This is a genomic window from Variovorax sp. ISS6 (genome assembly GCF_056523145.1).
This window is the reverse complement of record NZ_JAWRZC010000001.1, coordinates 364,794-390,025: the sequence shown is the minus strand read 5'-3', so window position 1 is coordinate 390,025 and position 25,232 is coordinate 364,794. Positions and strand designations below refer to the sequence as shown.

At 70.9% G+C, this 25,232-nt stretch carries 22 protein-coding genes; 8 read left to right on the top strand and 14 right to left on the bottom strand.

Annotated features, from left to right (window positions below):
- Positions 1–2 precede the first annotated feature (2 nt).
- Together argE and AC1HIL_RS01745 are read right to left on the bottom strand one after the other, a co-directional pair.
- Positions 3–1,169: an acetylornithine deacetylase gene (gene argE, locus AC1HIL_RS01750; protein WP_261212308.1), complete on the bottom strand. Its 1,167-nt coding sequence runs from the start codon at positions 1,167–1,169 to the stop codon at positions 3–5.
- A gap of 35 nt (positions 1,170–1,204) precedes the next feature.
- Entirely contained in the window at positions 1,205–2,119 is a 915-nt protein-coding gene (locus tag AC1HIL_RS01745) for a LysR family transcriptional regulator (protein ID WP_057592561.1), read from the bottom strand.
- A gap of 109 nt (positions 2,120–2,228) precedes the next feature.
- Between AC1HIL_RS01745 and AC1HIL_RS01740 the strand changes: the two genes are divergently transcribed.
- The 4 genes from AC1HIL_RS01740 to AC1HIL_RS01725 all read left to right on the top strand — a co-directional run bounded on the left by AC1HIL_RS01740 (position 2,229) and on the right by AC1HIL_RS01725 (position 6,481).
- Positions 2,229–3,560, top strand: coding sequence for a nucleobase:cation symporter-2 family protein (locus AC1HIL_RS01740; RefSeq protein WP_479671010.1), 1,332 nt, complete (start codon positions 2,229–2,231; stop codon positions 3,558–3,560).
- 30 nt (positions 3,561–3,590) lie between these two features.
- Complete coding sequence (locus AC1HIL_RS01735; RefSeq protein WP_412179375.1) at positions 3,591–4,094, top strand: deaminase; 504 nt, start codon at positions 3,591–3,593, stop codon at positions 4,092–4,094.
- Positions 4,095–4,169: 75 nt separating this feature from the next.
- A complete protein-coding gene (locus tag AC1HIL_RS01730) occupies positions 4,170–5,372 on the top strand; it encodes a M20 aminoacylase family protein (RefSeq protein ID WP_479671009.1) in 1,203 nt (400 codons plus the stop codon).
- Positions 5,369–6,481: a M14 family metallopeptidase gene (locus tag AC1HIL_RS01725; RefSeq protein ID WP_413762137.1), complete on the top strand. Its 1,113-nt coding sequence runs from the start codon at positions 5,369–5,371 to the stop codon at positions 6,479–6,481. The genes AC1HIL_RS01730 and AC1HIL_RS01725 overlap by 4 nt, the downstream gene beginning before the upstream one ends.
- A 24-nt stretch (positions 6,482–6,505) precedes the next feature.
- On the opposite strand, the gene AC1HIL_RS01720 is transcribed toward AC1HIL_RS01725, so the two are convergent.
- On the bottom strand, positions 6,506–7,633 hold the full coding sequence (locus AC1HIL_RS01720; RefSeq protein WP_261212315.1) for an ABC transporter substrate-binding protein: 1,128 nt from the start codon (positions 7,631–7,633) through the stop codon (positions 6,506–6,508).
- 81 nt (positions 7,634–7,714) lie between these two features.
- On the opposite strand from AC1HIL_RS01720, the gene AC1HIL_RS01715 reads away from it, so the two are divergent.
- From AC1HIL_RS01715 to AC1HIL_RS01705, 3 genes are read left to right on the top strand one after another with little or no spacing between them, the layout of a single operon-like run.
- Complete coding sequence (locus AC1HIL_RS01715; RefSeq protein ID WP_479671008.1) at positions 7,715–9,799, top strand: molybdopterin-containing oxidoreductase family protein; 2,085 nt, start codon at positions 7,715–7,717, stop codon at positions 9,797–9,799.
- Complete coding sequence (locus AC1HIL_RS01710; protein ID WP_479671007.1) at positions 9,796–10,926, top strand: aminopeptidase; 1,131 nt, start codon at positions 9,796–9,798, stop codon at positions 10,924–10,926. Before AC1HIL_RS01715 ends, AC1HIL_RS01710 begins: the two co-directional genes overlap by 4 nt.
- Entirely contained in the window at positions 10,919–11,233 is a 315-nt protein-coding gene (locus AC1HIL_RS01705; RefSeq protein ID WP_057592553.1) for a polyhydroxyalkanoic acid system family protein, read from the top strand. The genes AC1HIL_RS01710 and AC1HIL_RS01705 overlap by 8 nt, the downstream gene beginning before the upstream one ends.
- Before the next feature lie 12 nt (positions 11,234–11,245).
- On the opposite strand, the gene AC1HIL_RS01700 is transcribed toward AC1HIL_RS01705, so the two are convergent.
- From AC1HIL_RS01700 to AC1HIL_RS01670, 7 genes are all read right to left on the bottom strand, one after another.
- Positions 11,246–11,983, bottom strand: a complete 738-nt coding sequence (locus tag AC1HIL_RS01700) for an SDR family oxidoreductase (RefSeq protein WP_479672462.1) — start codon at positions 11,981–11,983, stop codon at positions 11,246–11,248.
- 14 nt (positions 11,984–11,997) lie between these two features.
- On the bottom strand, positions 11,998–13,524 hold the full coding sequence (locus AC1HIL_RS01695; protein ID WP_479671006.1) for an FGGY-family carbohydrate kinase: 1,527 nt from the start codon (positions 13,522–13,524) through the stop codon (positions 11,998–12,000).
- Positions 13,521–14,654 (bottom strand): alcohol dehydrogenase catalytic domain-containing protein, encoded by a 1,134-nt coding sequence (locus AC1HIL_RS01690; RefSeq protein ID WP_479671005.1) that lies wholly within the window; start codon positions 14,652–14,654, stop codon positions 13,521–13,523. Before AC1HIL_RS01690 ends, AC1HIL_RS01695 begins: the two co-directional genes overlap by 4 nt.
- Before the next feature lie 154 nt (positions 14,655–14,808).
- Entirely contained in the window at positions 14,809–15,789 is a 981-nt protein-coding gene (locus tag AC1HIL_RS01685; protein WP_479671004.1) for an ABC transporter permease, read from the bottom strand.
- A complete protein-coding gene (locus AC1HIL_RS01680; protein ID WP_479671003.1) occupies positions 15,786–17,303 on the bottom strand; it encodes a sugar ABC transporter ATP-binding protein in 1,518 nt (505 codons plus the stop codon). The genes AC1HIL_RS01685 and AC1HIL_RS01680 overlap by 4 nt, the downstream gene beginning before the upstream one ends.
- 26 nt (positions 17,304–17,329) lie before the next feature.
- Positions 17,330–18,253: an ABC transporter substrate-binding protein gene (locus tag AC1HIL_RS01675; RefSeq protein ID WP_479671002.1), complete on the bottom strand. Its 924-nt coding sequence runs from the start codon at positions 18,251–18,253 to the stop codon at positions 17,330–17,332.
- 111 nt (positions 18,254–18,364) lie between these two features.
- On the bottom strand, positions 18,365–19,264 hold the full coding sequence (locus AC1HIL_RS01670; protein WP_261212332.1) for an AraC family transcriptional regulator: 900 nt from the start codon (positions 19,262–19,264) through the stop codon (positions 18,365–18,367).
- Between the two features lie 322 nt (positions 19,265–19,586).
- Here AC1HIL_RS01670 and AC1HIL_RS01665 point away from each other — a divergent pair, with 322 nt between their 5' ends.
- A complete protein-coding gene (locus tag AC1HIL_RS01665) occupies positions 19,587–20,837 on the top strand; it encodes a CaiB/BaiF CoA transferase family protein (RefSeq protein ID WP_413762144.1) in 1,251 nt (416 codons plus the stop codon).
- Positions 20,838–20,850: 13 nt separating this feature from the next.
- Here the strand turns inward: AC1HIL_RS01665 and AC1HIL_RS01660 are convergent, their stop codons facing one another.
- The 4 genes from AC1HIL_RS01660 to AC1HIL_RS01645 all read right to left on the bottom strand — a co-directional run bounded on the left by AC1HIL_RS01660 (position 20,851) and on the right by AC1HIL_RS01645 (position 25,230).
- On the bottom strand, positions 20,851–21,108 hold the full coding sequence (locus AC1HIL_RS01660; protein ID WP_057592544.1) for an acyl-CoA-binding protein: 258 nt from the start codon (positions 21,106–21,108) through the stop codon (positions 20,851–20,853).
- Positions 21,109–21,197: 89 nt separating this feature from the next.
- Complete coding sequence (locus AC1HIL_RS01655) at positions 21,198–21,953, bottom strand: GntR family transcriptional regulator (protein ID WP_093354236.1); 756 nt, start codon at positions 21,951–21,953, stop codon at positions 21,198–21,200.
- Entirely contained in the window at positions 21,950–23,707 is a 1,758-nt protein-coding gene (locus AC1HIL_RS01650; protein WP_261212337.1) for a glycerol-3-phosphate dehydrogenase/oxidase, read from the bottom strand. Before AC1HIL_RS01650 ends, AC1HIL_RS01655 begins: the two co-directional genes overlap by 4 nt.
- Positions 23,704–25,230, bottom strand: a complete 1,527-nt coding sequence (locus AC1HIL_RS01645) for an FGGY family carbohydrate kinase (protein WP_479671001.1) — start codon at positions 25,228–25,230, stop codon at positions 23,704–23,706. The genes AC1HIL_RS01650 and AC1HIL_RS01645 overlap by 4 nt, the downstream gene beginning before the upstream one ends.
- Between the last annotated feature and the right edge of the window lie 2 nt (positions 25,231–25,232).

Genomic DNA, 25,232 nt, shown 5'->3' with positions numbered 1-25,232 from the left:
GTTCAGCCGATGGCCGGCGAGGACGCCAGGCGGTGCATGAAGAGTTCGCAGCGTGCGAGCTGCTCGAGGCTCACGTACTCGTCGGGCTGGTGCGCCTGCTCGATGCTGCCGGGGCCGCACACCACGGTGGGGATGCCGGCGTTCTTGAACAGGCCCGCCTCGGTGCCGAAGGCCACCAGCGTGGTGCGCTCCTCGCCCGAGAGCCGCTGGGCCAGCTTGGTGATCGCGTCGTTCGCGCTGCCGAGGAAGCTCGGGATCTCGCAGATGGTGTCGAAGCTGAAGCCTGCCTCGGGCGCGACCTTCTTCATCGCCGGCTCGAGCGAGCCCGCATAGGCCAGCACCTCCTGCTGCATGCGCTTCGCGTCGGCGGTCGGCAGGTCGCGGAACTCGTAGCGGAACTCGGCGTCGCGCGGCACCACGTTGTCGGCGATGCCGCCGTGGAACTGGCCCACGCTGGCGGTGCTGAAGGGCACGTCGAAGCCCTCGTAGCGCGGCTCTTCGCGCTCGAAGCCCTCGGCCATGTCGCGCACCTTGCCGATCACGCGCGCGGCCATCTCGATGGCGTTGACCGACTTCGGCGTGAGCGAGGAGTGCGCCTCCTTGCCGCGCACGCAGCACCGGTAGCGGTACACGCCCTTGTGCGCGATGGCCGGCACCATGCTCGTGGGTTCGCCCACGATGCAGGCCAGCGGCTTGATGCCCGCGTCGCGCATGTCGGCGATCAGCTCCTTCACGCCGAAGCAGCCGATCTCCTCCTCGTAGCTGAAGGCGAAGTGCACCGCGAAAGGCGCCTCGCTCGCGAGGAAGCGCTCGGCGTTGGCCAGTGCCACCGCGATGAAGCTCTTCATGTCGGCCGAGCCGCGGCCGTACAGGCGCCCGTCGCGCACCGTGGCCGAGAGCGGATCGACGCTCCAGTCCTGCCCGTCCCAGGGCACCGTGTCGGTGTGGCCCGAGACGATCACGCCGGCCGGCTTGCCTTCGCCCAGCGTGGCGAACAGGTTCGCCTTGGTGCGTTCGGCGTTGTAGGTGATGCGGCTCTTGACGCCCAGGGCCGCGAGATGCGACTGGGCCAGCTCGATCAGCTGGAGGTTGCTGTTGGCGCTGATGGTGTTCATGCGCACCAGGGCCTGGGCCAGTTCCAGGCTGCGGGGGGAAAGCGTGAGGGACATGCGGCGCATTGTCCCGGAACTCGGCGCCGGAGGCTTCAGAAAGCGGTCGGATGGCCGCCGCTGTCGGTCTCCGACACCTTGAGGCGCGCGAGCTCGTCGCGCAGCCAGCCGCCCGCCCGGCCCAGCGGGCGCGCCTTGTTCCACAGCAGGTCGACGCCCAGCAGCCAGTCGGTGTGCGGGTAGGCCTCGAGCTGCAGCTCGACCAGCTCGCCCGCGGCCAGTTCGCGCCGCACCAGCAGGCGCGGCAGCGTGGCCCAGCCCAGGCCCGCGTGCGTCATCTCGAGCAGCGCGAGGTAGCTCTCGGCGCGCCAGCAGCGCGTGGCGTCGAGGTACTCGGTGGTGGGCAGCCGCTCGCTGTGCGCGCTGAAGGCGAGCCGGCGGTGCCGGTGCAGCTCGCCGAAGCTCACCGTGGGCAGGGCCGCGAGCGGATGCGTGCGCGCCGCGACGTGCGCCATCACCAGCTTGCCCATCTGCACGAACGCCAGCTCGCGCGCATAGCCGGGCTGCGCGAAGCCGATGCCCAGCTGCGCCTCGCCCTGGCGCACCAGCACGCTGACGTCGCCGTGCAGCGGATGCCGCACCTCGAGGTCGACGTGCGGGAAGCGCTCGGCGAAGGCCGAGAACACCGGCATCAGCACGTTGTAGGGAATCTCGATCGCCAGCGTGAGGCTGGGCTCGACCGCGTCGGCGAGGCTTTGCGCATGGCCCTCGAGCGCGAGGCAGCGGTCGAGCACGCCATGGGCCTCGCGCAGCAGGCGGCGGCCGGCCTCGGTCAGCGCGGGGATCTTGGTCGCGCGGTCGAACAGCGCCACGCCGAGGTCGACCTCGAGGTTGCCGATGGCCGCGCTCACGGTCGACTGCGTCTTGCCGAGCTGGCGCGCCGCCGCCGAGAAGGAACCGGCGCGCGCCACGGCCGCCAAGGTCTCGAGTTGGTCCAGCGAATAGCGCACGGTCCGTCTTCCATCGAAAAAAACGATTGATATTAACTTTGACCCATGACGGAGGAAATCGATCATCCGGCCGCGACCCGACCCACAACACCAACGCGGAGACTTTTCGATGACCCCTTCTTCCGGCGTCCACCCCGTGGACGAAGTGCTGCCCCCGCAGCAGATGGCCAGCTACGGCCTGCAGCACGTGCTGGTGCTCTACGCGGGCGCGGTGGCGGTGCCGCTGATCCTGGGCGGCGCGCTCGGCCTCACGCCCGCGCAGGTCGTGACCCTGATCAACGCCAACCTGCTGACCTCGGGCATCGCCACCCTGATCCAGACCCTGGGCTTCTGGAGGTTCGGCGCGCGGCTGCCGCTGGTGCAGGCCTGCTCGTTCATCGCGCTGGCGCCGATGATCATGATCGGCAAGGAATACGGGCTGCCGCACGTGTTCGGCGCCGTCATCGCGGGCGGCGCGATCACGGTGCTGCTGGCACCGGCCATCAGCCGGCTGCTGCGCTTCTTCCCGCCGGTGGTGATCGGCAGCCTGATCACCGTGATCGGCATTTCGCTGATGCCGGCCGCCGCGATCTGGCTCGGCGGCGGCAACCCCGACGCACCGGACTTCGGCAGCGCGCCGAACCTGCTGCTGGGCCTCGCCACCGTCGCCATCACGCTGGGCATCTATGCGCGCTTCGGCGGCTTCGTCGGCAACCTCGCGGTGCTGCTCGGGCTGGTGGCGGGCACGGCGATTGCTGCGGTCTTCGGGCTCACCGATTTCGCGCAGGTGGGCCACGCGGCATGGTTCGAATTCAGCGCGCCCTTCGCCTTCGGCCTGCCCGCGTTCGGGCTGGCACCGATCCTGATCATGACGCTCGCGATGATGGTCATCATGGCCGAGACCACCGGCAACTGCCTGGCCATCGGCCAGATCGTCGGCCGCCCCGCGACGCCGGCCACGCTCGGCAACGCCTTCCGCGCCGACGGGCTGTCGACCATGATCGGCGGCGTCTTCAACAGCTTTCCGTACAACGCCTTCACGCAGAACACCGGGCTGATCGCGCTGTCGGGCATCAGGAGCCGCTACGTGGTGGCCTCGGCCGGCGCGATCATGGTGCTCATGGGGCTGTTTCCCAAGCTCGGTGCCCTGATCGCCTCGGTGCCGCGGCCGGTGCTCGGCGGCTGCGCGATCGTGATGTTCGGCATGACCACGGTGGCGGGCATCCAGGAACTCTCGCGCGTGCGCTTCGAAGGCACGCGCAATGCGATCGTGGTGGCGGTGTCGGTCAGCGTGGGCGTGCTGCCGATGTCGTTCCCGGCGCTGTTCGCGCAGGCCGCCGGGCCGCTCAAGCTGGTGCTCGAGAGCGGCATCTTCCTGGCCGCGATCACGGCGGTGCTGCTGAACCTGCTGCTCAACCGCGGTGCCGCCGAGCAGGAAGCGCCGGCGGCCGCGACGCACTGATCCCAGACCTTCACAATGAATTCGACCGACATGAACACACCTCCCTCCCTCTCTGCGCGCGACCTCGAACTGCTGCGCATGACGATCGCGCTGTCCGAGGAATCAAAGGCCCGCGGCCGCCATCCCTTCGCCGCGCTGGTGGCGAACGAGCATGGCGAGGTCGTCGTCACGGCCGGCAACAACTCGATGCCGCCCGAGGGCGATCCCACGCAGCATGCCGAGCTGGTCGCGGCCGCGCAGGCGGCGCGGCTGCTCGCGCCCGAAGCGCTCGCGCGCTGCACGCTCTACACCAGCGCCGAGCCCTGCTGCATGTGCGCCGGCGCGATCTACTGGACCAACATCGGCCGCGTGGTCTATGCGCTGTCGGAGCACGCACTGCTCGGCCTCACGGGCGACCATCCGGAAAACCCGACCTTTTCGCTGCCCTGCCGCGAGGTTTTCGTGCGCGGCCAGCGGCCCATCGAAGTGATCGGACCGCTGCTCGAGGACGAGGCCGCCGCGCCGCACCATGGCTTCTGGCAGAACGGCCACTGAAGCCCCGGGGATCGGGTGTTTTCCGACGTGCCCGGAAATGCCTTAGTGGATAGACTGGCGTTTTGAGAGCAAGCCATGAAACTCATCGATTCGCTCGTCACGCAGGCGGCCGGCATCGCCGCCGTCCGACGTGACCTCCACGCCCACCCCGAACTCTGCTTCGAAGAAGTCCGCACCGCCGACGTGGTCGCGGGCAAGCTCACCGAATGGGGCATCCCGATCCACCGCGGCCTCGGCACGACCGGCGTGGTGGGCATCGTCAAGAACGGCACCAGCAACCGCGCGGTCGGCCTGCGTGCCGACATGGATGCGCTGCCGGTCACCGAGCTCAACACCTTCGCGCATGCGAGCAAGCACCACGGCAAGATGCACGCCTGCGGCCACGACGGGCACACGGCGATGCTGCTTGCCGCGGCGCAGCATCTGGCGAAGCACCGCAACTTCGACGGCACCGTCTACCTGATCTTCCAGCCGGCCGAGGAGGGCGGCGGCGGCGCGCGCGAGATGATCAAGGAGGGGCTGTTCGAACAGTTCCCGATGGACGCCGTGTTCGGCATGCACAACTGGCCCGGCATGAAGGCCGGCCAGTTCGCGGTGAGCCCGGGCCCGGTGATGGCCTCGGGCAACAAGTTCTACGTCAACGTGGTGGGCAAGGGCGGCCATGCGGCGCTGCCGCAGACCGGCATCGACCCGGTGCCGATCGCCTGCGAGATCGTTCAGGCCTTCCAGACCATCCTCACGCGCAAGATGAAGCCGACCGACTCGGCCGTGATCTCGGTCACCACCATCCATGCCGGCGAAACCAACAACGTGATCCCCGACAACTGCGAGCTGTCGGGCACGGTGCGCACCTTCTCGCTCGAGGTGCTCGACATGATCGAGGCGCGCATGAAGCAGATCTGCGACCACATCTGCGCGGCGCACGACGCCACCTGCGAGTTCCGCTTCGAGCGCTACTACCCGCCCACCATCAACACCGAGGCCGAGGCCGACTTCGCGCGCCGCGTGATGGGCGGCATCGTCGGCCCCGAGAACGTGCTCAAGCAGGAAGCCGCCATGACCTCGGAAGACTTCGCCTTCATGCTGCAGGCCAAGCCCGGCGCCTATGCCTTCATCGGCAACGGCGACGGCGCGCACCGCGACGTGCACCACGGCGAGGGCCCGTGCACGCTGCACAACGCCAGCTACGACTTCAACGACGACCTGATCCCGCTGGGCGCCACCTGCTGGGTGCAGATCGCCGAGCAGTTCCTCGCCACCGGCGCCGCTCGGAAATGATCGGCATCGGCGAGGCATTCGCGCCGCGCTATGCGCAGGCGCGCCAGAAATTCCTGCAGGCCTGCCTGAGCGCGGGCCTGACCGTGGAACCCCACCTGCTGCCGATGCGCGGGCGCGACGGCGAGGAACTCTCGTGCGACGTGGCCTTCGACGGCGCGCCCGACGCCGACCGGCTGCTGATCCTCAGCAGCGGCTGCCACGGCGTGGAAGGCCACTGCGGCAGCGGCGTGCAGGTGTTCGCGCTGCACGACGCCGAGTGGCGCGAGAAGGCGCGCTCGGCCGGCGTGGCGGTGCTCTACGTGCATGCGCTCAATCCGCACGGCTTCTCGTTCGGCCGCCGCGTGACGCAGGAGAACGTCGACCTGAACCGCAACTTCGTCGACTTCACGCAGCCGCTGCCGGTCAATGCCGCCTATGCCGAGCTGCATGCGCTGCTGGTGCCCGACACCTGGCCGCCCACGGCCGAGAACCAGGCCGCGGTCCAGGCCTGGATCGAGAAGAACGGCATCGGTGCCTACCAGACCGCGGTGAGCGGCGGCCAGTACCAGTTCGAGGACGGCCTGTTCTTCGGCGGCAAGGCCCCGACCTGGAGCCACCGGATGATCCGCGCCGTGCTGCGCCGCCATACGCGGCGCACGCGCCGGCTGGCCTGGATCGACCTGCACACCGGCCTGGGCCCGAACGGCATCGGCGAGCGCATCTTCGCCTGCCGCGACGACAAGATCGCCTACGAGCGCGCCAACGCCTGGTGGGGCAACGGCGCCGGCCAGGCCGACGCGGCGCCCGTCACCTCGATCTACGACGGCTCCTCGACCTCGGCGCTGCTGCGCGGCCTGATGTGGGATGCCGTCTACGACGAATGCCCGCAGGCCGAGTACACGGGCATCGCGATGGAGTACGGCACGGTGCCGGTGCTCGACGTGCTGACCGCGCTGCGCGGCGACCACTGGCTGCACCGCCATCCCGAGGCGCCGGCCGACCTGTCGGACGCGATCCGCCGGCGCACGCTCGAGGCCTTCTACACCGACACCGATGCCTGGCGCGGCCAGATCGTGAGCCAGGCGCGGCAGGCCATGTTCCAGGCCGCCGACGGGCTCAGCGGGCGCTGAGCCGCTCGAGGCGGGCGGACCGCTTCAGGTCCGCACCTTGCCGTCGCCCGTGAGCATCGAGAGCTCGACGAACTTCGAGCCCACGTGGTTCTTCGCCGAGAACGAGACCTCGAAGCCGCCGAGCTGCAGCCGGTCGATGCTCTCGAGGCCGGTGATCAGCCCCTCGCGCGACAGCTTGCCGGGCGCCTTGCGCAGGCCCTCGACCAGCACCTTGGCCGCGAGATAGCCCTCGAGGCTCGAGAAATTGGCGCTGGCGCCGTTGCCGGCCTTGCGCACCGCCTCGGTGAACTCGCGCGCGATCGCGTTGGCCTGGCTGTAGGGCGAGGGCACGACCTGGGTCACGAGCACGCCCGCGGCCTCCTTGCCGAGCTCGTCCGACAGCGCCTGGGTGCCGACGAACGAGAGGTTGAAGAAGGTGCCGCCGAAGCCGGCCTTGCGCGCCTCGCGGATGAAGGCCGCGCAGGCCTTGTAGGCGCCGACCTGGACCACCGCGTCGGGCCGCGCCGCCAGCAGCGTCTTCACGGCCGGCGCCACCTCGGCCGAGTTGCGCTCCACCGTGGCCTGCGCGATCGGCTTGAGCTGCTGCTCGGCGAGCGCCAGCGTCACGCCGTCGAGGCCGGCCTTGCCGTAGGCGTCGTTCTGGTGGAACACCGCGATCTTCTTCAGGCCCAGGTGGGTGAGCTGCCTGACCATCAGCGCGGTCTCGTCGTTGTACGAGGCGCGCAGGTGGAACACGTTCTTGTGGAAGGGCTCGCGCAGCGCCATCGCGCCGGTGAAGGGCGCCACGAACGGCACCTTGTCCTTCACCGCCAGCGGCAGCGCCGCCAGGCTGGTGGGCGTGCCGATGTAGCCGAACAGCGCGAACACGTCCTCGTCGATCAGCTTCTGCGTGTTGGCGGCGCAGCGCTCGGGCTCGTAGCCGTCGTCGAGCGTCTTGATCTGCACCGGGCGGCGGCCGGACTGGGCGTTGTAGGCGTCGAGGAAGACCTTGGCACCCTGGTGGAACTGGATGCCCAGCTGCGCCGCCGGGCCGGTGAACGGCGCCGACTGGCCGAGCACGATCGGGCCATCGCCCTGGGCCCGGGCGACGGCGGCGAAACCGCCGAGCGTGGCGGCACCGGCCGCCAGCGAGAAATGCCTGCGATTGATCATGGCGAAAACCCCCTCCTGTCATGCGTCATGCGACGGACCCCGTGCATGCCCCGAAAACCTTAAAAACTTTAGACTCGCCCGATGGCCCACGCCTCGAACGACACCCCCCACGACTCCTCGCCCGCCACTGCCGCCACGGTGCTCGGCGCCTGCCCCCACGACTGCCCGGACACCTGCGCGCTCGTCACCACCGTCAAGGACGGGGTGGCGGTCAAGCTGCAGGGAAATCCGGCCCATTCGCACACGGGCGGCGTGCTGTGCACCAAGGTGTCCCGCTACATCGAACGCAACGACCATGCCGAACGGCTGGTCCAGCCGCTCAAGCGGGTCGGCCCCAAGGGCAGCGGCCGCTTCGAGCCGGTGAGCTGGGAGGCCGCGCTCGACGGCATCGCCGCGCATCTTCGGTCATTGCGGGCCGATCCCGAGAGCATTCTCCCCTACAGCTATGCGGGAACGATGGGCCTGGTGCAGGGCGAATCGATGGACCGGCGCTTCTTCCACAAGCTCGGCGCCAGCCTGCTCGACCGCACCATCTGCTCGATGGCCGGCGGCGAGGCCATGGTCCACACGCTGGGCGGCAAGGTCGGCATGCGCATCGAGTTCTTCGCCGAGGCGAAGCTGATCGTGATCTGGGGCAGCAACTCGATCGCGAGCAACCTGCACTTCTGGCGCCACGCCCAGGCGGCCCGGCGCGCCGGTGCGCGGCTGGTGTGCATCGACCCGCGGCGCACCGAGACCGCCGACAAGTGCGACGAGCACATCGCGCTGCTGCCGGGCACCGATGCCGCGCTGGCATTGGCGCTGATGCACGAGCTGATCGTGCACGACTGGCTCGACCACGACTACATCGCGAACCACACGCTGGGCTGGGAGCAGTTGCGCGAACGCGCGCTGCAATGGCCGCCCGCGCGCGCGGCACGCGTGTGCGGCGTGCCCGAGGAACAGATCGTGGCGCTGGCCCGGGCCTATGGCACCACGAAGCCGGCCGCGATCCGCCTGAACTACGGCATGCAGCGCGTGCGCGGCGGCGGCAACGCGGCGCGCGCGGTCGCCTGCCTGCCGGCGCTGGTGGGCGCCTGGCGCGACCGCGCGGGCGGGCTGCTGCTGAGCAGCTCGGGCCACTACCCGGTCGACCGCGCCGCGCTGCAGCGGCCCGACCTGCTGGCCGGCCGCCGGCCGCGCACCATCAACATGAGCACCATCGGCGACGCGCTGCTCGACACCGCGAAGCCGATCCAGGCGATCGTGGTCTACAACAGCAACCCGGTGGCGGTGGCGCCCGAATCGGCCAAGGTGGCGGCGGGCTTCGCGCGCGAGGACCTGTTCACCGTGGTGCTCGAGCAGTTCCGCACCGACACCGCCGACTACGCCGACTACCTGCTGCCGGCCACCACGCAGCTCGAGCACTGGGACATCCACTGCAGCTACGGCCACACCGACGTGCTGCTGAACCGCCCGGCCCTGGCGCCGCGCGGCGAGGCGCGCAGCAATGCCTGGGTGTTCCGCGAGCTGGCGCGCCGCCTGGGCTTCGACGAGCCCTGCTTCGCCGAGAGCGACGAGTCGCTGTGCCGCACCGCCTTCGCCGAGGGGAGCATCGACTTCGCGCAGCTGCTGGCGCAGGGCTTCACCAGCGTGAAGCTGGCCGAGGCGCCGTTCGCCGAGGGCCGCTTCCCCACGCCCTCGGGCCGCTGCGAGTTCTTCAGCGCGCGCCTGGCGGCCATGGGCATGGACGGCCTGCCCGACCACGTGCCCAACTGGGAGCCGGCGGGTAGTTCCACCGAATTCCCGCTCGCGATGATCTCGCCGCCGGCGCGCAACTTCCTCAACTCCACCTTCGTCAACGTGACCAGCCTGCGCGCGATCGAGGTCGAGCCGCTGCTCGAGATCCATGCCGACGACGCGGCCGTGCGCGGCATCGAGGACGGCGCGCTGGTGCGCGTGTTCAACGGCCGCGGCGAGCACCGCTGCCGGGCCGAGGTCTCGCGCCGCGCGCGCCCCGGCGTGGTCAACGGCATGGGCATCTGGTGGCGCAAGCTCGGCATGGACGGCACCAACGTCAACCAGCTCACGAGCCAGCGCCTGACCGACATCGGCCGCGGCCCGACCTTCTACGACTGCCTGGTCGAGGTCGAGCGCGTGGCCGGCGCGCAGGCGGCGGCCGCGTGAAGGCCGCCTCCATCGTGGCGCTGGCCGGCGCGCTGCTGCTCGGCGGCTGCGCCGACCTGCGCTACTACTGGCAGTCGGCCAGCGGCCACATCGGCATCATGCGCGCCGCCAAGCCGGTGCCCGACTGGCTGGCCGATCCCGCGGTGCCCGCGGCGCTCAAGGCCAAGCTCGAGCTCACGCAGCGCATCCGCCGCTTCGCGAGCGACGAGCTGGGGCTGCCCGACAACCCCAGCTACACCGCCTACGCCGACCTGCACCGCGCGGCCGCGGTGTGGAACGTGGTGGCGGCGCCGCCGTATTCGCTCACGCTCAAGAGCTGGTGCTTCCCCGTGGCGGGCTGCGTGGGCTACCGCGGCTACTACAGCGAGGAGGCGGCCAAGGCCGAGGCCGAGGCGCAGAAGCGGCAGGACCTCGAGGTCTCGGTCTACCCGGTGCCCGCCTACTCCACGCTGGGCTGGATGAACTGGGCCGGCGGCGACCCCCTGCTGTCGACCTTCATCGGCTACCCCGAGGGCGAGCTCGCGCGGCTGGTGTTCCATGAGCTCGCGCACCAGGTGCTCTACGTGGCGGGCGACACGGTGTTCAACGAGTCCTATGCGACGGCGGTCGAGCGCATCGGCGGCGCGCTGTGGCTGCAGCGCGAGGCCGGCGAGCCGGCGCGCCGCGAGTACGCGCAGTTCGATGCCCAGCGCCAGCAGTTCCGCGCGCTCGCGCTCGACACCCGGCGCGCGCTCACGCGGGTCTACGAATCGCCCGAGGCCAAGGCCCAGGACTGGAAGGCCGTGGCCGCGATGAAGCAGGCCGCGATGGACGACTTCCGCGCCCGCTACGCGGCGCTGCGCGAGGGCTGGGCCGGCCCGCGCCAGCATGCCTACGACGGCTGGGTGGCGCGCGCCAACAACGCGGCCTTCGGCGCGCAGGGCGCCTACGACGACCTGGTGCCGAGTTTCGAGGCGCTGTTCGAACGCGAGGGCAGGAGCTGGCCGCGCTTTTACACTGAGGTCCGCCGCATCGGCCGGTTGCCGACCATGGAGGAGCGCCGCCAGGCGCTCGCCACGGCCAGCGGCATCCTGCAGATGCGGCGCGGCCGCGGCCACGACAACAACGGAGAACACGACGGTGCCTGACATCCATATCGAACGCCAACACACCCTGGGCATCGCCCGCGCACGCCAGGTGGCACGCAAGTGGGTGCGGCAGGCCGAGCAGGAGTTCGGGCTCGATTGCGTCTACACCGAGGGCGAGGAGCGCGACGTGGCGACCTTCACGCGCGCCGGCATCGACGGCACGGTCGAGGTGACGGCCCAGACGCTCACCTTCGATGCCACGCTGGGCTTCCTCTTCAGCAGCTTCAGCGAAATGATCGAGCAGAAGATCAGCCGCAACCTCGATGCGCTGCTGGGGCCGGCCGAGGGCGGCAACCGCTTCGCCTGAAGCGCCGCCGTTTCAGGCGATGGTGTAGCCGCCGTCCACCGGCAGCGATGCGCCGCTGATCATCGACGCGCCCTCGCTCAATAGAAAGAGGATTGGCGCGACCACTTCCTCCACGCGCGCGAAGCGCCCGAGCGGGATGCCCGCGATGGCGGCCGCGCTCTTGGCCGGATCGGCCCAGGCCTGCTCGGCCATGGGCGTGAGCGTGACCGTGGGATTGACGCTGTTGACGCGGATGCCGTGCGGCCCGAGCTCGAGGCACAGCGAGCGCGTGATCGCATCGAGCGCGGCCTTCGAGGCGCAGTAGCAGAGGTGCGCATCGAGCGCGACCAGCGCGGCCTGGCTCGAGACATTGACGATGCTGCCGCGCACGCCGGCCGCGGCCATCGCCTTGCCGCAGCGCGCGGCGACCAGCGCGGCGGCACGCGCATTGACGGCCATGACGGCATCGAAGCTGTGGGCCTGCAGTTCGAGCGCCGGTTCGAGCAGCGCGATGCCCGCGCAGTTCACGACGAGGTCGAAGGCGGGCAGTTCCGCGAATGCCCGGTCGAGGGCTTGCGGATCGGACACGTCGAGCACGAGCGGGGTGCAGCCGGTCTCCGCTGCCAGCTCGCGAAGGGCTTCGGCGTTGCGTCCCACGGCGGTGACCGTGGCGCCCGATCGTGCGAGCTGCGTGGCCACGGCGTGGCCGATGCCGCTGCTGGCGCCGGTGACCAGGGCCTTGCGGTTGCTGAAATCGAAGGTGATGGTCATGTGGGAGCGAGCGTTCATTGGAGGCGGTGCATCGCATCGCGCAAGGCCGGGTAGAGGGATTTGTAGATCTCGAAGCGCTCGCTGTAGATCGCCTGCGCCTCGGGCTCGGGCCTTGCGCGTTCCACCAGCGTGACCCAGCCGCGTTCGGCCGTCGCCGCGTCGACCAGGCCCGCGCCCAGCGCCGCGAGCATCGCCGCGCCGAGGGCGGCCTCGACCTCTTCCTCGATGGTGAACACGGGGTAGCCGGTGATGTCGGCCACGATCTGCATCCAGAGGTCGGAGTGGGCCGCGCCGCCGACCACGATCAGGCGCGGGTCCAGCGGCTGGCCGCTGCGGCGTCCGGCTTCGATGTTGTGCTGCAGCGCGAAGCTCACGCCCTCGAGCACGGCACGGTAGAGGTGGGCACGGCCGTGCGCGAGCGAGAGGCCGATGAAGGCGCCCTTGGCCTGCGCGTCCCAGATCGGGCTGCGCTCGCCCATCAGGTAGGGCAGGAACACCAGGCCCTGCGCGCCGGGCGGCACGTCGACGGCCTGGCGCTCGATCAGCGCATGCGCGTCCTCGCCGGTGCGCGCGGCCTCGGCCAGCTCGGCCTGGCAGAAGGTGTCGCGAAACCAGGTGACGGCCGCGCCCGCGGCGATCGCGCCGCCGAACACGTAGCTGCGGTCCGCGCCGCGGTACACATGCGGCATGCCGATGAGCCGGTGGCGCGCATCCACGCCCGGGCTCACGAAGCCCCAGCACATGCTGGTGCCGATCATCGCGACATGGTCGCCGCTGCCGGTCACGCCCGCGCAGAAGGTGGCCACCGCGGCATCCACGCCGCCGCCCATCAGGGGCATGCCTTCGGCGAGGCCGAGCCGCGCGGCCCATTCGGCCTTCAGGCCGCCGACCACGTCGCTCGATTCGACCAGCCGCGGCGGCATCATGCGCGCCGGAATGCCCAGCATGCGGAGCGCCTCGTGGGACCAGCCGCGCCGCGCCGCGTCGTACACGCCGCCGATGTTGCCGGCCGAGCTGTGGTCGACCGCGAGTTCGCCGGTCAGCCGCCAGTTGACGTAGCTGTTGGGCGGCAGGAACCAGCGCGTCTTCGCCCACACCTCGGGCCGGTGCTCGCGGATCCACAGCATCTTGGTGTAGCCGTAGTAGCTGTCCACGCCGTTGCCCGTGATCGCCTGCAGTTTCTGGACGTCGACCGTCGCGTTCACCGCATCGACCTGCGCGGTGGCGCGGCGGTCCATCCAGATCAGGCAGGGATGCAGCGGCTGCAGGGCCTCGTCGACCGGGATGCCGGCGCCGCCATAGAGGCTGCTCACGCACATCGCGGCGATGTCGGCGGGCGCGACGCCGCTCTTCGCGACGCAGGCGCGCACGCTCTCGCACACGGCGTCGAACCACACGGCACAGTCCTGCTGCGCCCACAGCGGCTTCGGCGTCTCGGGCTGGTAGGCCACGCCGGCCTGGGCGCGTACGCGCCCGTCGACGCCGACCAGCAGGCACTTGGTGCTCTGCGTGCCGATGTCGACGCCGATCACGTACTTCATGGCTCGGTCCGCGGCTGCGGCTTGAGCAGCACCTTGATCGAGTCGAGCGAGTTGGCGAGCGCGAAGGCGCGCTCCCATTCGGTCAGCGGGAAGTCGTGCGTGACGATGCCCTTGGAGGTCACGAGCCCGCGCGCCAGCAGGTCGATGGCGATCGGGTAGCAGTAGGGCCCGAGGTGGGCGCCGCGCACGTCGAGCTCCTTGCGGTCGCCGATGATCGACCAGTCGGCGCTGGTCTCCGCGCCGAAGACGCTGAACTCGACGAAGCGGCCGAGCTTGCGGATCATCTCCAGGCCCTGCGTCACGCCGATCGGCGCGCCCGTGGTCTCGATGTAGACGTCGCAGCCATAGCCCTCGGTCAGGCCCTTGACGATGGCGTCGGCGTTCTCCGTCTTCGGATTGATCACGACGTCGGCGCCGTACTGCTTCGCGAGCGCGAGGCGTTCGGGCACGAGGTCGATCACGATCAACTGCCTGGGCGTCTTGAGCGCCGCCACCTGCGTCATCATCAGGCCGAGCGGGCCGGCGCCCGCGATCACCACCACGTCGTCGAGCTGGATGTCGCCGCGGTTCACGGTATGGATCGCGCACGACAGCGGCTCGATGATGGCCGCGTCCTCGAGCGCGATGCCGTCGGGGATCCTGTGCACGCGCGCGGTCGGCGGCAGCCGCATGTAGTCGGCCATGCCGCCGTCGGCCACGATGCGCTGGAAGCCGAAGATGTTGTGCACCTCGCACATCCAGTACTTGCCCGAGGTGCAGAAGCGGCACTTGCCGCAGGGCACGATCTGCTCGGCGATCACGCGGTCGCCCTTGCTCACGCCGAAGTGCTCGGCCGCGCCTTCGCCGAGCGCCTCGACGTAGCCGAAGAACTCGTGGCCCGGGATCACCGGCGCCTTGACCCACGAGGGCTGGCCGTCGCCGCCCCAGAACATCTTCGCGCCCGAGTGGCACTTGCAGTCGGAGGCGCAGATGCCGCAGGCCGCGATCGAGATCAGCAGTTCGTTGGCGCCGATGGCGGGTACGTCGACGGTCTCGAGGCGGTAGTCCTTGGGGCCGTGGCAGACGACGGCCTGCATGGCGAGCCGGGCGATGGCGCCCGTGCTGCCGGACTGGAGCTTTTGATAAGACATGGTTTCCTTGTGAAGAGAGAGGGGTTGGGTGTTTCTCCCTCCCCCGCTGGGGGAGGGCCGGGGTGGGGGCACGCAGCCTCCCGAACGAGCGCCGCGTGCCCCCATCCCGGCCTTCCCCCAGAGGGGGAAGGAGCAAAGCAGAAGAGGGAGGGGGCTAGCGCTTTGCTTCCCGGCTGATGAAGATCGCGAGCAGCACGATGCCGCCCTTGATGATCAGTTGCAGGTACGGCGACACGCCGATCATGTTGAGCCCGTTGTTGAGCACGCCCAGCAGCAGCGCGCCGACGAGGGTGCCGACGATCGCGCCGCGGCCGCCGGCGATCGAGGTGCCGCCCATCACCACGGCGGCGATGGCGTCGAGCTCGAAGCCCACGCCCACGCCGGGCTGGCCGCTGGTCACGCGCGAGGCCTGCACGATGCCGGCGACCGCGGCCGTGAAGCCGCTGAGCGCATACACCAGCAGCTTGTAGCGCGCCACCCGCACGCCCGACAGCCGCGTCGCTTCCTCGTTGCCGCCGATGGCGTAGACGTAGCGGCCGAAGGGCGCCATGTTCAGCAGCACGTAGGCCGCGAGGTAGGTGGCGAGCATGATCAGGATCGGCACCTTGATGCCCGCGAGCGTGCCGCCGCCGAGGAAGGCGAAGGACTCGGGCAGGCCGTCGATCGGGTAGCCGCCGGTGTAGATCAGCGCGATGCCGCGCGCGATGCCCATGGTGGCCAGCGTCACGATGATCGGCGGCATGCGCAGGTAGGCCACGCAGTAGCCGTTGAACAGGCCGATGACCGCGCCCACGGCCAGGCCCAGCGGCACCGCGAGCAGCGGCGGCAGCCCGAACTGCACCATCAGCCCCGAGGCCAATGTGCCCGACAGCGCCACCACCGCGCCCACCGAGAGGTCGATGCCGCCGGTGAGGATGGCCGCGGTCATGCCGACCGCGATGATGGCGTTGATCGAGGACTGCAGCGCGATGTTCTGCAGGTTGCCCCAGGACAGGAAGTTGTCGGTCGCGACGATCATGAAGACCGAGATCGCGACCAGCCCGACCAGCGGCAGGAAGGCCGTGGAGCGGCGCAGCTCGGTGAGGAATCCGCCGGCGGGAGCGGGCGGCGCGGGATGGCTGGCGGTGGCGTTCATGGCGAACCCCCTGTGGTTGCGTGGCGCATGATGTCGCCGGAGTGGATGGAGTCGCCCTCGAGCGTGGCCACGATGGACCCGCCCGAGAACACCGCGACGCGGTCGCACATGCCGACGATCTCGGGCAGCTCGCTCGAGATCATCAGCACCGCCTTGCCCTGGCGCGTGAGCTCGCGCATCAGGGCGTAGATCTCGGCCTTGGCGCCGACGTCGATGCCGCGCGTGGGCTCGTCGAAGATCAGCACCTCGCAGTCGTGGCCGAGCCAGCGCGCGATCACCACCTTCTGCTGGTTGCCGCCCGAGAGCGTGGCCACGCGGGTCTCGAGGTCCGGCGCCTTCACGCCCACGCGGTGCGCGAGCTCGGCGGCCTCGCGCTTCTCGGCGCCCTCGCGCACCAGGCCCGCGCGGCGGTGCCGGCCCAGGTTGTTGAGCGTGATGTTGAAGCGGATCGTGAAGTCGGTGATCAGCCCCTGCACCTTGCGGCTCTCGGGCAAGAGGCCGATGCCGTGCGAGAGCGCCTGCGTCGGGTCGTCAAGCCGCACGGGCGTGCCGTTGCGCAGCACCGTCTTGCGGTGCGCGCGGTCGGCGCCCATCATGCCGAGCGCGAGCTCGGTGCGGCCCGAGCCGACCAGTCCCGCGAAGCCGAGGATCTCGCCCGCATGCAGCTCGAAGGCGTTGACCGGCCCGCCCTTCGCGAGCTGGATCTCGGGCACCTCGAGCAGCTTGCGCGCGCCGGCCGCATGCGGTGCCGGCTGCGGCTTGGGCGGAAAGCTCTGTTCGATGCGCCGGCCCACCATCATCTCGACCAGCGCGTCGATGTCGGTCGCGCCGACCTCCGCATGGCCCGCGTTGGCGCCGTCGCGCAGCACGCTGATGCGGTCGCAGACCTCGAAGATCTCGTCGAGGTGGTGCGAGATGAAGATCATCGCCACGCCGCGCTCGCGCAGCGAACGCATGATGCGGAACAGGTGGTCCGCCTCGTTCGGCGTCAGCGTGGCGGTCGGCTCGTCGAGCACCAGCAGGCGCGCCTTCAGCGACAGCGCCTTGCCGATCTCCACGAACTGCTGCTGCGCCACCGAGAGCCGGCACACCGGCACGCGCAGGTCGATGCGCACGCCGAGCTCGTCGAACAGCTGCCGCGCCGCGCGCCGCATCGCGGCCCGGTCGATCAGGCCGAAGCGCCGCGTGGGGTAGCGGCCCAGGAAGATGTTCTCGGCCGCGTCGAGGTGCGGGATCAGGCTGAACTCCTGGAAGATGATCCCCACGCCCGCCGCGATGGCGTCGGCGTAGCCCGCGAAGCGGCGCTCGCTGCCGTCGATGTAGATGCGGCCCTCGTCGGCCTGGTGGATGCCGCAGAGGATCTTCATCAGCGTCGACTTGCCCGCGCCGTTCTCGCCGAGCAGCGCATGCACCTCTCCCTTGCGGATCGAGAGGTCGATGCCCGAGAGCGCCTGCACGCCGGGAAAGCGCTTCGAGACGCCCTCCAGCCGCAGCATCTCGGCGGTGTCGTTCATGGTCACGGCCAGGGTCCGTCCGCGCCTTACCAGCTGAAGCTCTTCGCGCCTTCGGCGTCGATCAGCTTCACGTCGACCGGCACCGCCGCCGGCACGTTGGCGCCCCACTTCTTCGCGAGCGCGATGCCGATGGCCAGCCGGATCTGGTCGCGCGGGTACTGCGCGGTGGTGGCGATGAACTTCGAGCCCGGCTTCTGCATCGCCTTGATGGCCTCGGGCGCGCCATCGACGCTGGTGAGCTTCACGTCCTTGCCGCTGGCCTCGATGGCCGCGAGCGCGCCCATCGCGCCGCCGTCGTTGACGCTGAACATGCCCTTCAGGTCCTTGTTGGCCTGCAGGATGTTCTCGGTCACGGTGAGCGCGGTGGCGCGTTCCTGCTTGCCGTTCTGCGTGCTCACCACCTTGATGCCCGGGTACTTGGCGAGCGCCTCGCGGCAGCCCTTCACGCGCTCGAGGATCGGCACCACCGGAATGCCGTCGAGGATCGCCACGTCGCCCTTCTCGCCGATGGCCTTGGCCAGGTGCTCGCAGGCCAGCCGGCCCGCGTCGGTGTTCTTCGAGCCGACGAAGGAATCGACCGGGCCCTGCGCGTTGGCATCGACCGCCACCACCACCAGCCCGGCCTTCTTGGCCGAGCGCACCGCCGACTGCACGCCGGTGGAGTCGGTCGGGTTCAAGAGCAGGATGTCGACCTTCTTCTGGATCATGTCCTCCACGTCGCCGATCTGCTTGGCCACGTCGTGGCGCGCGTCGGTCGCGACCACGCTGGCGCCGATGCTCGCGGCCGCCTCCTCGAGCGCCTGCTTCATGGTCACGAAGTAGGGGTTGTTGAGCTCCTGGAAGCTCATGCCGATGCGCAGCGGCTGCTTCGGCGCCTGGGCCTGCGCGGCGGCGGAGGCGGCGCACAGCAGCGCGGCGAGGGTGGCGGTGGCGAGGGTGTTCTTCTTCATGGCATGTCTCCTTGGGTGATGACGGTGGAAAGGACGCGGGCAAGGCTTCGCCCCGCGCGGTGCCCGAACGGGCCCGCGCCGATGGCGATGCGGGAAACGGGGGCGGGCCGCCTACGGCGGGCTGGCGCCGCGCAGGTGCGCGGCCTGCGCCGCCTGCATGCGGTGGAAGTTGCGGAACTTGGTCGGCGGCATGCGCTTGTGCAGCAGGAACTGCCGGTTGAAGTTCGACACGTTGTTGAAGCCCACGTCCATGCAGACGTCGAGCACCGGCTTCTCGCTGCTGGTCAGCAGCTCGCAGGCGCGGCTGATGCGCAGCCGGTTCACGTAGCGCACGAAGGACTGGCCCGTGTGCTTGCGGAAGGCGCGCGAGAAGGCGCTCGGGCTCTGGCCCACCAGCTCGGCCAGCATCGGCTCGCGCAGCTCGTCGCCGAGGTTGGCCGCGATGTGGGCCAGCACGTTGTTGATGGCGTGCGACATGAAGGCCTTGGGATCGGGCTTGAAGGCCGGGCTCGCGAGCCGCTGGCGGTCCTGGCTCGCGGCCAGCAGCTCGAGCAGCGACAGCAGCAGGATCACGCGGCGCAGCCCCCGCGCCTCGAGCAGCGCCTCCATCAGCGGCTTGGCGGCGGCCGCGGTCTCGGCCGAGAACAGCAGGCCCGCGCCCGACTCGGCGATCAGCGGCGCGATGCGCGCGAACTCGGGGAAGCTCGCGGCCATGTTGCGCACCAGGCCGGCCGGGAACTGGATCACGATGCCGCGCCGCTCCACGCTCTGGCCCGCGGGCACGTCGCTGATCCAGTTGTGCGGCAGGTCGGGGCCCATCATCACGAGGTTGCCGGGCTCGAAGTGGCCGACGTGGTCGCCCACGAAGTACACGCCCTGGGTCTCGACGATGAGCTGGATCTCGTACTCCGGATGGAAGTGCCAGCGCACGGTGCGGTAGGGGTAGCCGTGGGCCCAGCAGGCGAAGGATTCGTCACCGCGGACTTCGACGATTTCCAGATCGGGTTGCATGGCGCTCGTTGTTCCTCGGGCAGTGTTCGGATGGGTGCGTGACAGCGTGGGGCGGACTGTACGAACCGCTCCCGACGCCAACAACCAGAGATGGCGGCCCGAATCGATACTTTTTTGATGCGCGGTGTCGGGCGCGCGGGGCGCACCGCGATCCGCGCTGCGGCGCAGCAAGAAGCTTTCTCCCCGAGGGAAACGGCCCGCGACGGCCCGGATTGCTGCGCTGCGGAAAGCCGGGCGTCTCGAGGCCGTGCGGGCGTCAAGAATTCATAGGTGTTTTCCCGCCCCGCAAGCCCCGGCGCGGCGCGCGGCACACTCGCAGGCCATGACGACATCCACTGCTTCCTCCTCTGCTCCCGCCGCCGGCCCGCTCGCCGGCCTCAAGGTCATCGAGCTCGGCCAGCTGATCGCCGGCCCCTTCGCGGCCCGCACGCTGGCCGACTTCGGCGCCGAGGTGGTCAAGATCGAGCCGCCGGGCGCGGGCGATCCGCTGCGCAGCTGGCGGCTGATGAAGGACGGCACCTCGGTCTGGTGGCAGGTGCAGTCGCGCAACAAGCGCTCGCTGGCGCTCGACCTGCGCGAGGCCGAGGCGCAGGCCATCGTGCGCCAGCTCGCGGCCGAGGCCGACGTGCTGATCGAGAACTTCCGCCCTGGTGCGATGGAGGGCTGGGGCCTGGGCCCCGAGGCGCTGCTGGCGGCCAATCCCGCGCTCGTGATGCTGCGCATCAGCGGCTATGGACAGACCGGTCCCTACCGCGACCGGCCCGGCTTCGGCGTGGTGGCCGAGGCCATGGGCGGGCTGCGCCACCTCACGGGCGAGCCGGGCCGCGTGCCGGTGCGCGTGGGCGTGTCGATCGGCGATACGCTGGCCTCGCTGCATGGCGTCGTCGGCGTGCTGATGGCGCTGCAGCATCGCCATGCCACCGTGAGCGCCGAGCATCCGAAGGGCCTGGGCCAGGTGGTCGACGTGGCGCTCTACGAGGCCGTCTTCAACTGCATGGAGAGCCTGCTGCCCGAGTACGGCGCCTTCGGCGCGGTGCGCGAGGCCGCGGGCAGCGCGCTGCCGGGCATCGCGCCGACCAATGCCTACCGCTGCGCCGACGGCGGCTACGCGATCGTCGCGGGCAATGGCGACAGCATCTTTCGCCGGCTCATGGGCTGCATCGGCCGGCCCGATCTGGCGGCCGATCCCGCGCTGGCGAACAACACCGGCCGCGTCGCGCAGGTGGAACTGCTCGACGCCGCCATCGGCGACTGGGCCGCCAGCCGCACCGTCGACGAGGTGCTGGCCGCGCTCGATGCCGCGCACGTGCCGGCCGGGCGCATCTACACCATCGCCGACATCGCGGCCGACCCGCACTACGCGGCGCGCGGCATGCTGCAGCGGCTGCGCATGGACGACGGCAGCGAGCTGTCGGTGCCGGGCTTCGTGCCCAAGCTCTCGCGCACGCCGGCCGCGCACCGGCTGAACGCGCCCGCGCTGGGCGCGGACACCGACGCGGTGCTCGAGGAGATCGGATTGACCGCCGGCCAGATCGCGGCGCTGCGCGAGCGCGGGATCATCGGCGGGGCATGAGGGAAGCCGGCGCTCAGCCGCGCAGCGACTCGATCAGCGCGATGTACTGTTCCTTGGCCTCGTCGCCGCTCAGGCCCTTGCGCGAGGTCCAGGCGTCCCACTTGGCGCGCGCGACGATGTCGCTGAAGCTGGGCTTCTTGGCCGTGTTGTCGCCCTCGGTCGCCTGCTTGAACAGGCCGTAGATCTTCAGCAGCGTGGGGTTGTCGGGGCGCTCGGCCAGCAGCTTGGAATTGGCCTGGGCGGTCTGGAAGCGTTCGTCGAGGTCGGACATGGCGGGGGATACGTAGGTGGGTGGAAGGAGTCGGGCATCTTACTGACCCGACAGTCACCCGCGTTCGAGCCCGCGCCGCGTGAAGGGCCTCAGGTCGTGGTCTGCACGTGCAGCCGGCTCGACTTGCAGCGGTGCAGCGCGCGGTAGTGCTCGAGCGGCCGGCCATTGAGCCCGTAGGCGATCGACTCGATGCGCAGCAGCGGCTCGGGCGCGGGCAGGTTCAGCAGCTCGCAGGTCTGGGCGTCGGGCAGCACGGCGTCGATCCAGCGCTCGGCGCGCACCAGGCGCAGGCCGTACTGGCGGCGCAGCACGTCGTAGAGCGAGCGGTCTTCCAGCCGGATGCGGTGCAGGCCCGGCGCCATGTCGGCCGGCACCACGGTCTCGACCAAGAGGCGCAGCTCGCCGTCCACGCTGCGCAGGCGCTTGAGCGCGACCACCTGCGTGTCTTCGGTGAGGCCGAGCGCGCCGGCCTCGAGGGCGGTGGGCAGGCGCAGCTCCTGGGTCAGGATCTGGGTGCGCACCGAGCGGCCCTTGCGCTCCATCTCGTCGGAGAAGCCCAGCACGGTGGAGACAAAGTCCTCGTCGCGCTCGCGCGCCGCGACGAAGGCGCCGCGGCCCTTGATCTTGTAGATGAGGCCGTTGCGCACCAGGTCGGCCAGCGCCTCGCGCACCACGATGCGCGAGATGCCGTACTGGTCGCCGAGTTCGGCCTCGGACGGCAGCTTGGCGCCGATCGGCAGTTCGCCCTGCAGGATCTGCAGGCGGACGGCGTCGCGGAACTGGGCCCACAGGGGCGATTCGGAATTCCGGTCGAGGGCGGGCGCGGTCAAGGTCGGGCTGTTCACGTGAGGACGGGCTTCGAGGCCATCAATGATGCATCCAAAGGGGAATCCGCTGCCGGGGCGGCGGTCTGCAGGCGCACGCCGTGGCGTTCGCGCAGCGCGGTGGCGCAGGCATGGAGCTCCTCGCGCTGGCGCTGCGCGTCCCAGCCCAGGGCCTCGGCCGCGATGCCGGCGATCTCGGCCAGCGCGGCGTCGGTGACCTGGCCGCGGATCGCCAGCAGGGTGCGGCGCACCACCAGGTCCGACAGGTGGATCACGCCGGTCTCGAGGCACAGGTAGCCGAGCTCGGCCACCGAGTAGTCGGGCGCATGCCGCAGCGGCACGTCGCCCGAGGCCGCGAGCCGCTGCGCCAGCGGCAGCGCCTTGGCGCCGTAGCGCGCGAACAGCGCCTGGGCGCGGCGGCGGCTCGCGCCGGTGGCCATCAGGCGCTCGAGCAGGCGCTCGGTGGCGGCCGCGTCGGCCGGGAACTCGGCGCCGCCGCCGATCGGCAGCATGTCGGTGGAGGCGGTGCGCGCGCGGCCGAGGTGGCGCAGCACCGCGTCGGTGGCCTCCTCGGCCAGCGCGCGGAAGGTGGTCCACTTGCCGCCCACCAGGCAGACGATCGGGATGTCGCGCGTGGCGTTCGGCGGATCGACGGCCACCGAGTGGTCGCGCGAGATCTGGCCCGGCTTGTCGGCATCGGAGCGCGCCAGCGGCCGCACGCCGACATAGGTGTAGACCACGTCGGCCGGGTCGAAGGCGAGGTTGGGGAACACCTCGCGCAGCACCTCGAGCAGGTAGTCGACCTCCTCCGGCTCGGTGGCGATCTGGTCGGGATCTTCCACCGGGATGTCGGTCGAGCCGACCAGCACGCGGTCGAGGAAGGGATAGACGATGCACACGCGTCCGTCCATCGCCTCGAAGTAGGCCATGCGGCCGTCGAGCGCGTCGCGCAGCGCGGGATGGTCGAGCACCAGGTGCGAGCCCTTGGTGCCCATCACGCGCGGGCCGCTGCCGCCGAGCACCGCGGTGCTGCGGTCGAGCCAGGCGCCGCTGGCATTGACCACCGTGTCGGCCGTCACGCGCACCAGCTCGCCCGTGATCTCGTCGCGCAGGGTGAGGATGTTGCCGGCGCAGCCCATCACGCGGCAGTGGTTGACCGCGGTGGAGCGCGGCTGGTCGCGGCAGGCGTCGGCGATCAGCTCGAGGATCAGCCATTCGGGATGGCTGATCCAGGCGTCGAAGAAGGTCGCGGTCCAGCGGATCGCCGCGCGGAACAGCTGGCGGTCGCGCGGCGGCACGCGGTCGATGCGGTGGCCCGGCATCACGCGCTGGCGCCGGCCCAGCAGGTCGTACAGCCGCAGCCCCAGCGCCACCGCCAGCAGGCCGCGCGTGCGCGGCGAGGCCGGCCGGCCGAGGAAGCGCAGCGCGCTGCCGAGCATGCCGCCGAACAGGCTCGCGAGCGGCACCACCGTCTTCAGCGGCTTCACCAGGTGCGGCGCGTTGCGCAGCAGCAGGTTGCGCTCGCGCGTGGCCTCGGCCACCAGCGAGAAGCTGCCGTTCTCGAGGTAGCGCAGGCCGCCGTGGATCATGCGCGAGGGCGCGCTGCTGGCGCCGGCGCCGAAGTCGCCCTTGTCGACGATCAGGCAGTCCACGCGCTGCAGCGAGAGGTCGCGGAACACGCCCACGCCGTTGATGCCGGCGCCGACGATGACGGTGGAGAAATGGCGTCCGGCGAGCGAGGCGGGACGGGTGAAGGGCAGTTGCCAGGCGCTCATCGTGCGGAATCCGGCATGCGGGTGGTGCCGGTGGTCAGGGTGAAGGCCGGTGCGAGGCTGTCGAGCAGCGCATCGAAGCCGGCCAGGAAATCGGCGCAGGCCGGGATGTCGCCCGCTTCGGGCGCGAGGGTCTCGCAGGGCGCGAGCAGGTGGGCATTGGCGCTCGCGTCGAGGTCGAGGCCCTGCGAGATGGCGGCATAGAGCGCCGCGCCGCGCGCGCCGGTCTCGTCGTCGCCGCAGCGCGCGACCGGCCGGCCGAGAAAGCCGGCCAGCAGCCGTGCCAGCCGCGCGTCGCGCGCGCCGCCGCCGAGCATGGTGAGCGCTTCGGGCAGCAGGCCATGGGCCGCGAGCCGGCCCAGGTGGCGCGCATGCAGCGCCACCACCGCGTCGACCACCGCGCGCGCCATGTCGGCGCGGCCATGGTGGCTGCGCAGGCCGACGAAGCCCGCGCTCGCGCCGGGCGGCGCGCTGCCGCCGTTGACGAAGGGCAGGAAGCGCACGCCATGCGCGCCCAGCGGCGAGCCCATGGCGACATCGATCACGGCCTGCTCGCTGCCGAAGCCCAGCGCCTCGGCGGCCCAGGCGATGTTGGCCATCGACGAGGGGCTGTTCTCCATGTAGAGCCGGCGCTCGGCCGGCCCGAAGTTCACCACCGCGGCCACCGGCGGCTTGGCCACGCCCGCGGGCGTGGCCGGGCCGATCGCGGCGTTCACGCTCCAGGTGCCGAACACCGCCACCGCATGGCCGCGCGCCTCGGCGCGGATCGCGGTCATCGAGGCCAGCAGGTCGATCGCGCCCATGGCCACCGGCACGCCCGCGGGCAGGCCGCAGGCCGCGGCCTGCGCGGGCAGCAGCCGGCCGTACACCTCGCCGCTGGGCACGATGCGCCCGAGCGTGCGCGGCGACAGGTCCGACAGGCCCGCTGCGTCGAAGGCCTGCTGCGACCAGCGGCCGCTGGCCAGCGAGACCAGCCCGGCGGTGCTCGCGTCGCTGAGGTCGGTGGCGGCCTCGCCGGTCAGCAGGAAGCCCAGGTAGTCCTTGGCGAACAGCAGGCGCTGCAGCTCGCCGCGCTGCACCGCGTCGTGGCCGAACAGCTCGGCCGCGATCAGCGTCGGCTGTCCGGGCCAGGGGCCGCAGCCCACGTCGTCGAACAGCGCCGCGCCGTGGCTGCGTGCGAGCTTCAGCGCACGCGCGGTGGCGCGCTGGTCGGTGGAGGCGACCGCGCTGCCGCCGACCAGCCGGCCGGCCGCGTCGAGCGCATAGAGGCCGGCGCCGTGGCCGGTGCAGCCGATGGCGCGCACCGCGGCGGCCAGCGGGCCGAGCTGGCCCGCGATGGCGCCGAGCACGCGGCCCAGCGCCGCATGGATCGCCGCCTCGGCCACCTCGCAACCGCCGCCGGGGCGCCGGTCGTGCGGCAGCGCGGCGCGCGCCAGCGCCACCGTGCGGCCGCTGTCGGCATCGAGCGCGAGCGCCTTCAGGCTGCTCGACCCCATGTCTATACCCAGGTAGATGTTCGTTGTCATGT

Bases quoted from the DNA above. Each gene is read 5' to 3' on its own strand.
- AC1HIL_RS01700 (WP_479672462.1), bottom strand. From the start codon at position 11,983: ATGACCATCACCTTCGATTTCAGCAACCGCAAGGCCCTGGTCACCGGC.
- AC1HIL_RS01645 (WP_479671001.1), bottom strand. From the start codon at position 25,230: ATGACAACGAACATCTACCTGGGTATAGACATGGGGTCGAGCAGCCTG.
- AC1HIL_RS01725 (WP_413762137.1), top strand. From the start codon at position 5,369: ATGATCGGCATCGGCGAGGCATTCGCGCCGCGCTATGCGCAGGCGCGC.
- AC1HIL_RS01665 (WP_413762144.1), top strand. From the start codon at position 19,587: ATGACGACATCCACTGCTTCCTCCTCTGCTCCCGCCGCCGGCCCGCTC.
- AC1HIL_RS01680 (WP_479671003.1), bottom strand. From the start codon at position 17,303: ATGAACGACACCGCCGAGATGCTGCGGCTGGAGGGCGTCTCGAAGCGC.
- AC1HIL_RS01735 (WP_412179375.1), top strand. From the start codon at position 3,591: ATGAACACACCTCCCTCCCTCTCTGCGCGCGACCTCGAACTGCTGCGC.
- AC1HIL_RS01740 (WP_479671010.1), top strand. From the start codon at position 2,229: ATGACCCCTTCTTCCGGCGTCCACCCCGTGGACGAAGTGCTGCCCCCG.
- argE (WP_261212308.1), bottom strand. From the start codon at position 1,169: ATGTCCCTCACGCTTTCCCCCCGCAGCCTGGAACTGGCCCAGGCCCTG.
- AC1HIL_RS01690 (WP_479671005.1), bottom strand. From the start codon at position 14,654: ATGTCTTATCAAAAGCTCCAGTCCGGCAGCACGGGCGCCATCGCCCGG.
- AC1HIL_RS01675 (WP_479671002.1), bottom strand. From the start codon at position 18,253: ATGAAGAAGAACACCCTCGCCACCGCCACCCTCGCCGCGCTGCTGTGC.
- AC1HIL_RS01650 (WP_261212337.1), bottom strand. From the start codon at position 23,707: ATGAGCGCCTGGCAACTGCCCTTCACCCGTCCCGCCTCGCTCGCCGGA.
- AC1HIL_RS01670 (WP_261212332.1), bottom strand. From the start codon at position 19,264: ATGCAACCCGATCTGGAAATCGTCGAAGTCCGCGGTGACGAATCCTTC.
- AC1HIL_RS01660 (WP_057592544.1), bottom strand. From the start codon at position 21,108: ATGTCCGACCTCGACGAACGCTTCCAGACCGCCCAGGCCAATTCCAAG.
- AC1HIL_RS01695 (WP_479671006.1), bottom strand. From the start codon at position 13,524: ATGAAGTACGTGATCGGCGTCGACATCGGCACGCAGAGCACCAAGTGC.
- AC1HIL_RS01685 (WP_479671004.1), bottom strand. From the start codon at position 15,789: ATGAACGCCACCGCCAGCCATCCCGCGCCGCCCGCTCCCGCCGGCGGA.
- AC1HIL_RS01730 (WP_479671009.1), top strand. From the start codon at position 4,170: ATGAAACTCATCGATTCGCTCGTCACGCAGGCGGCCGGCATCGCCGCC.
- AC1HIL_RS01715 (WP_479671008.1), top strand. From the start codon at position 7,715: ATGGCCCACGCCTCGAACGACACCCCCCACGACTCCTCGCCCGCCACT.
- AC1HIL_RS01720 (WP_261212315.1), bottom strand. From the start codon at position 7,633: ATGATCAATCGCAGGCATTTCTCGCTGGCGGCCGGTGCCGCCACGCTC.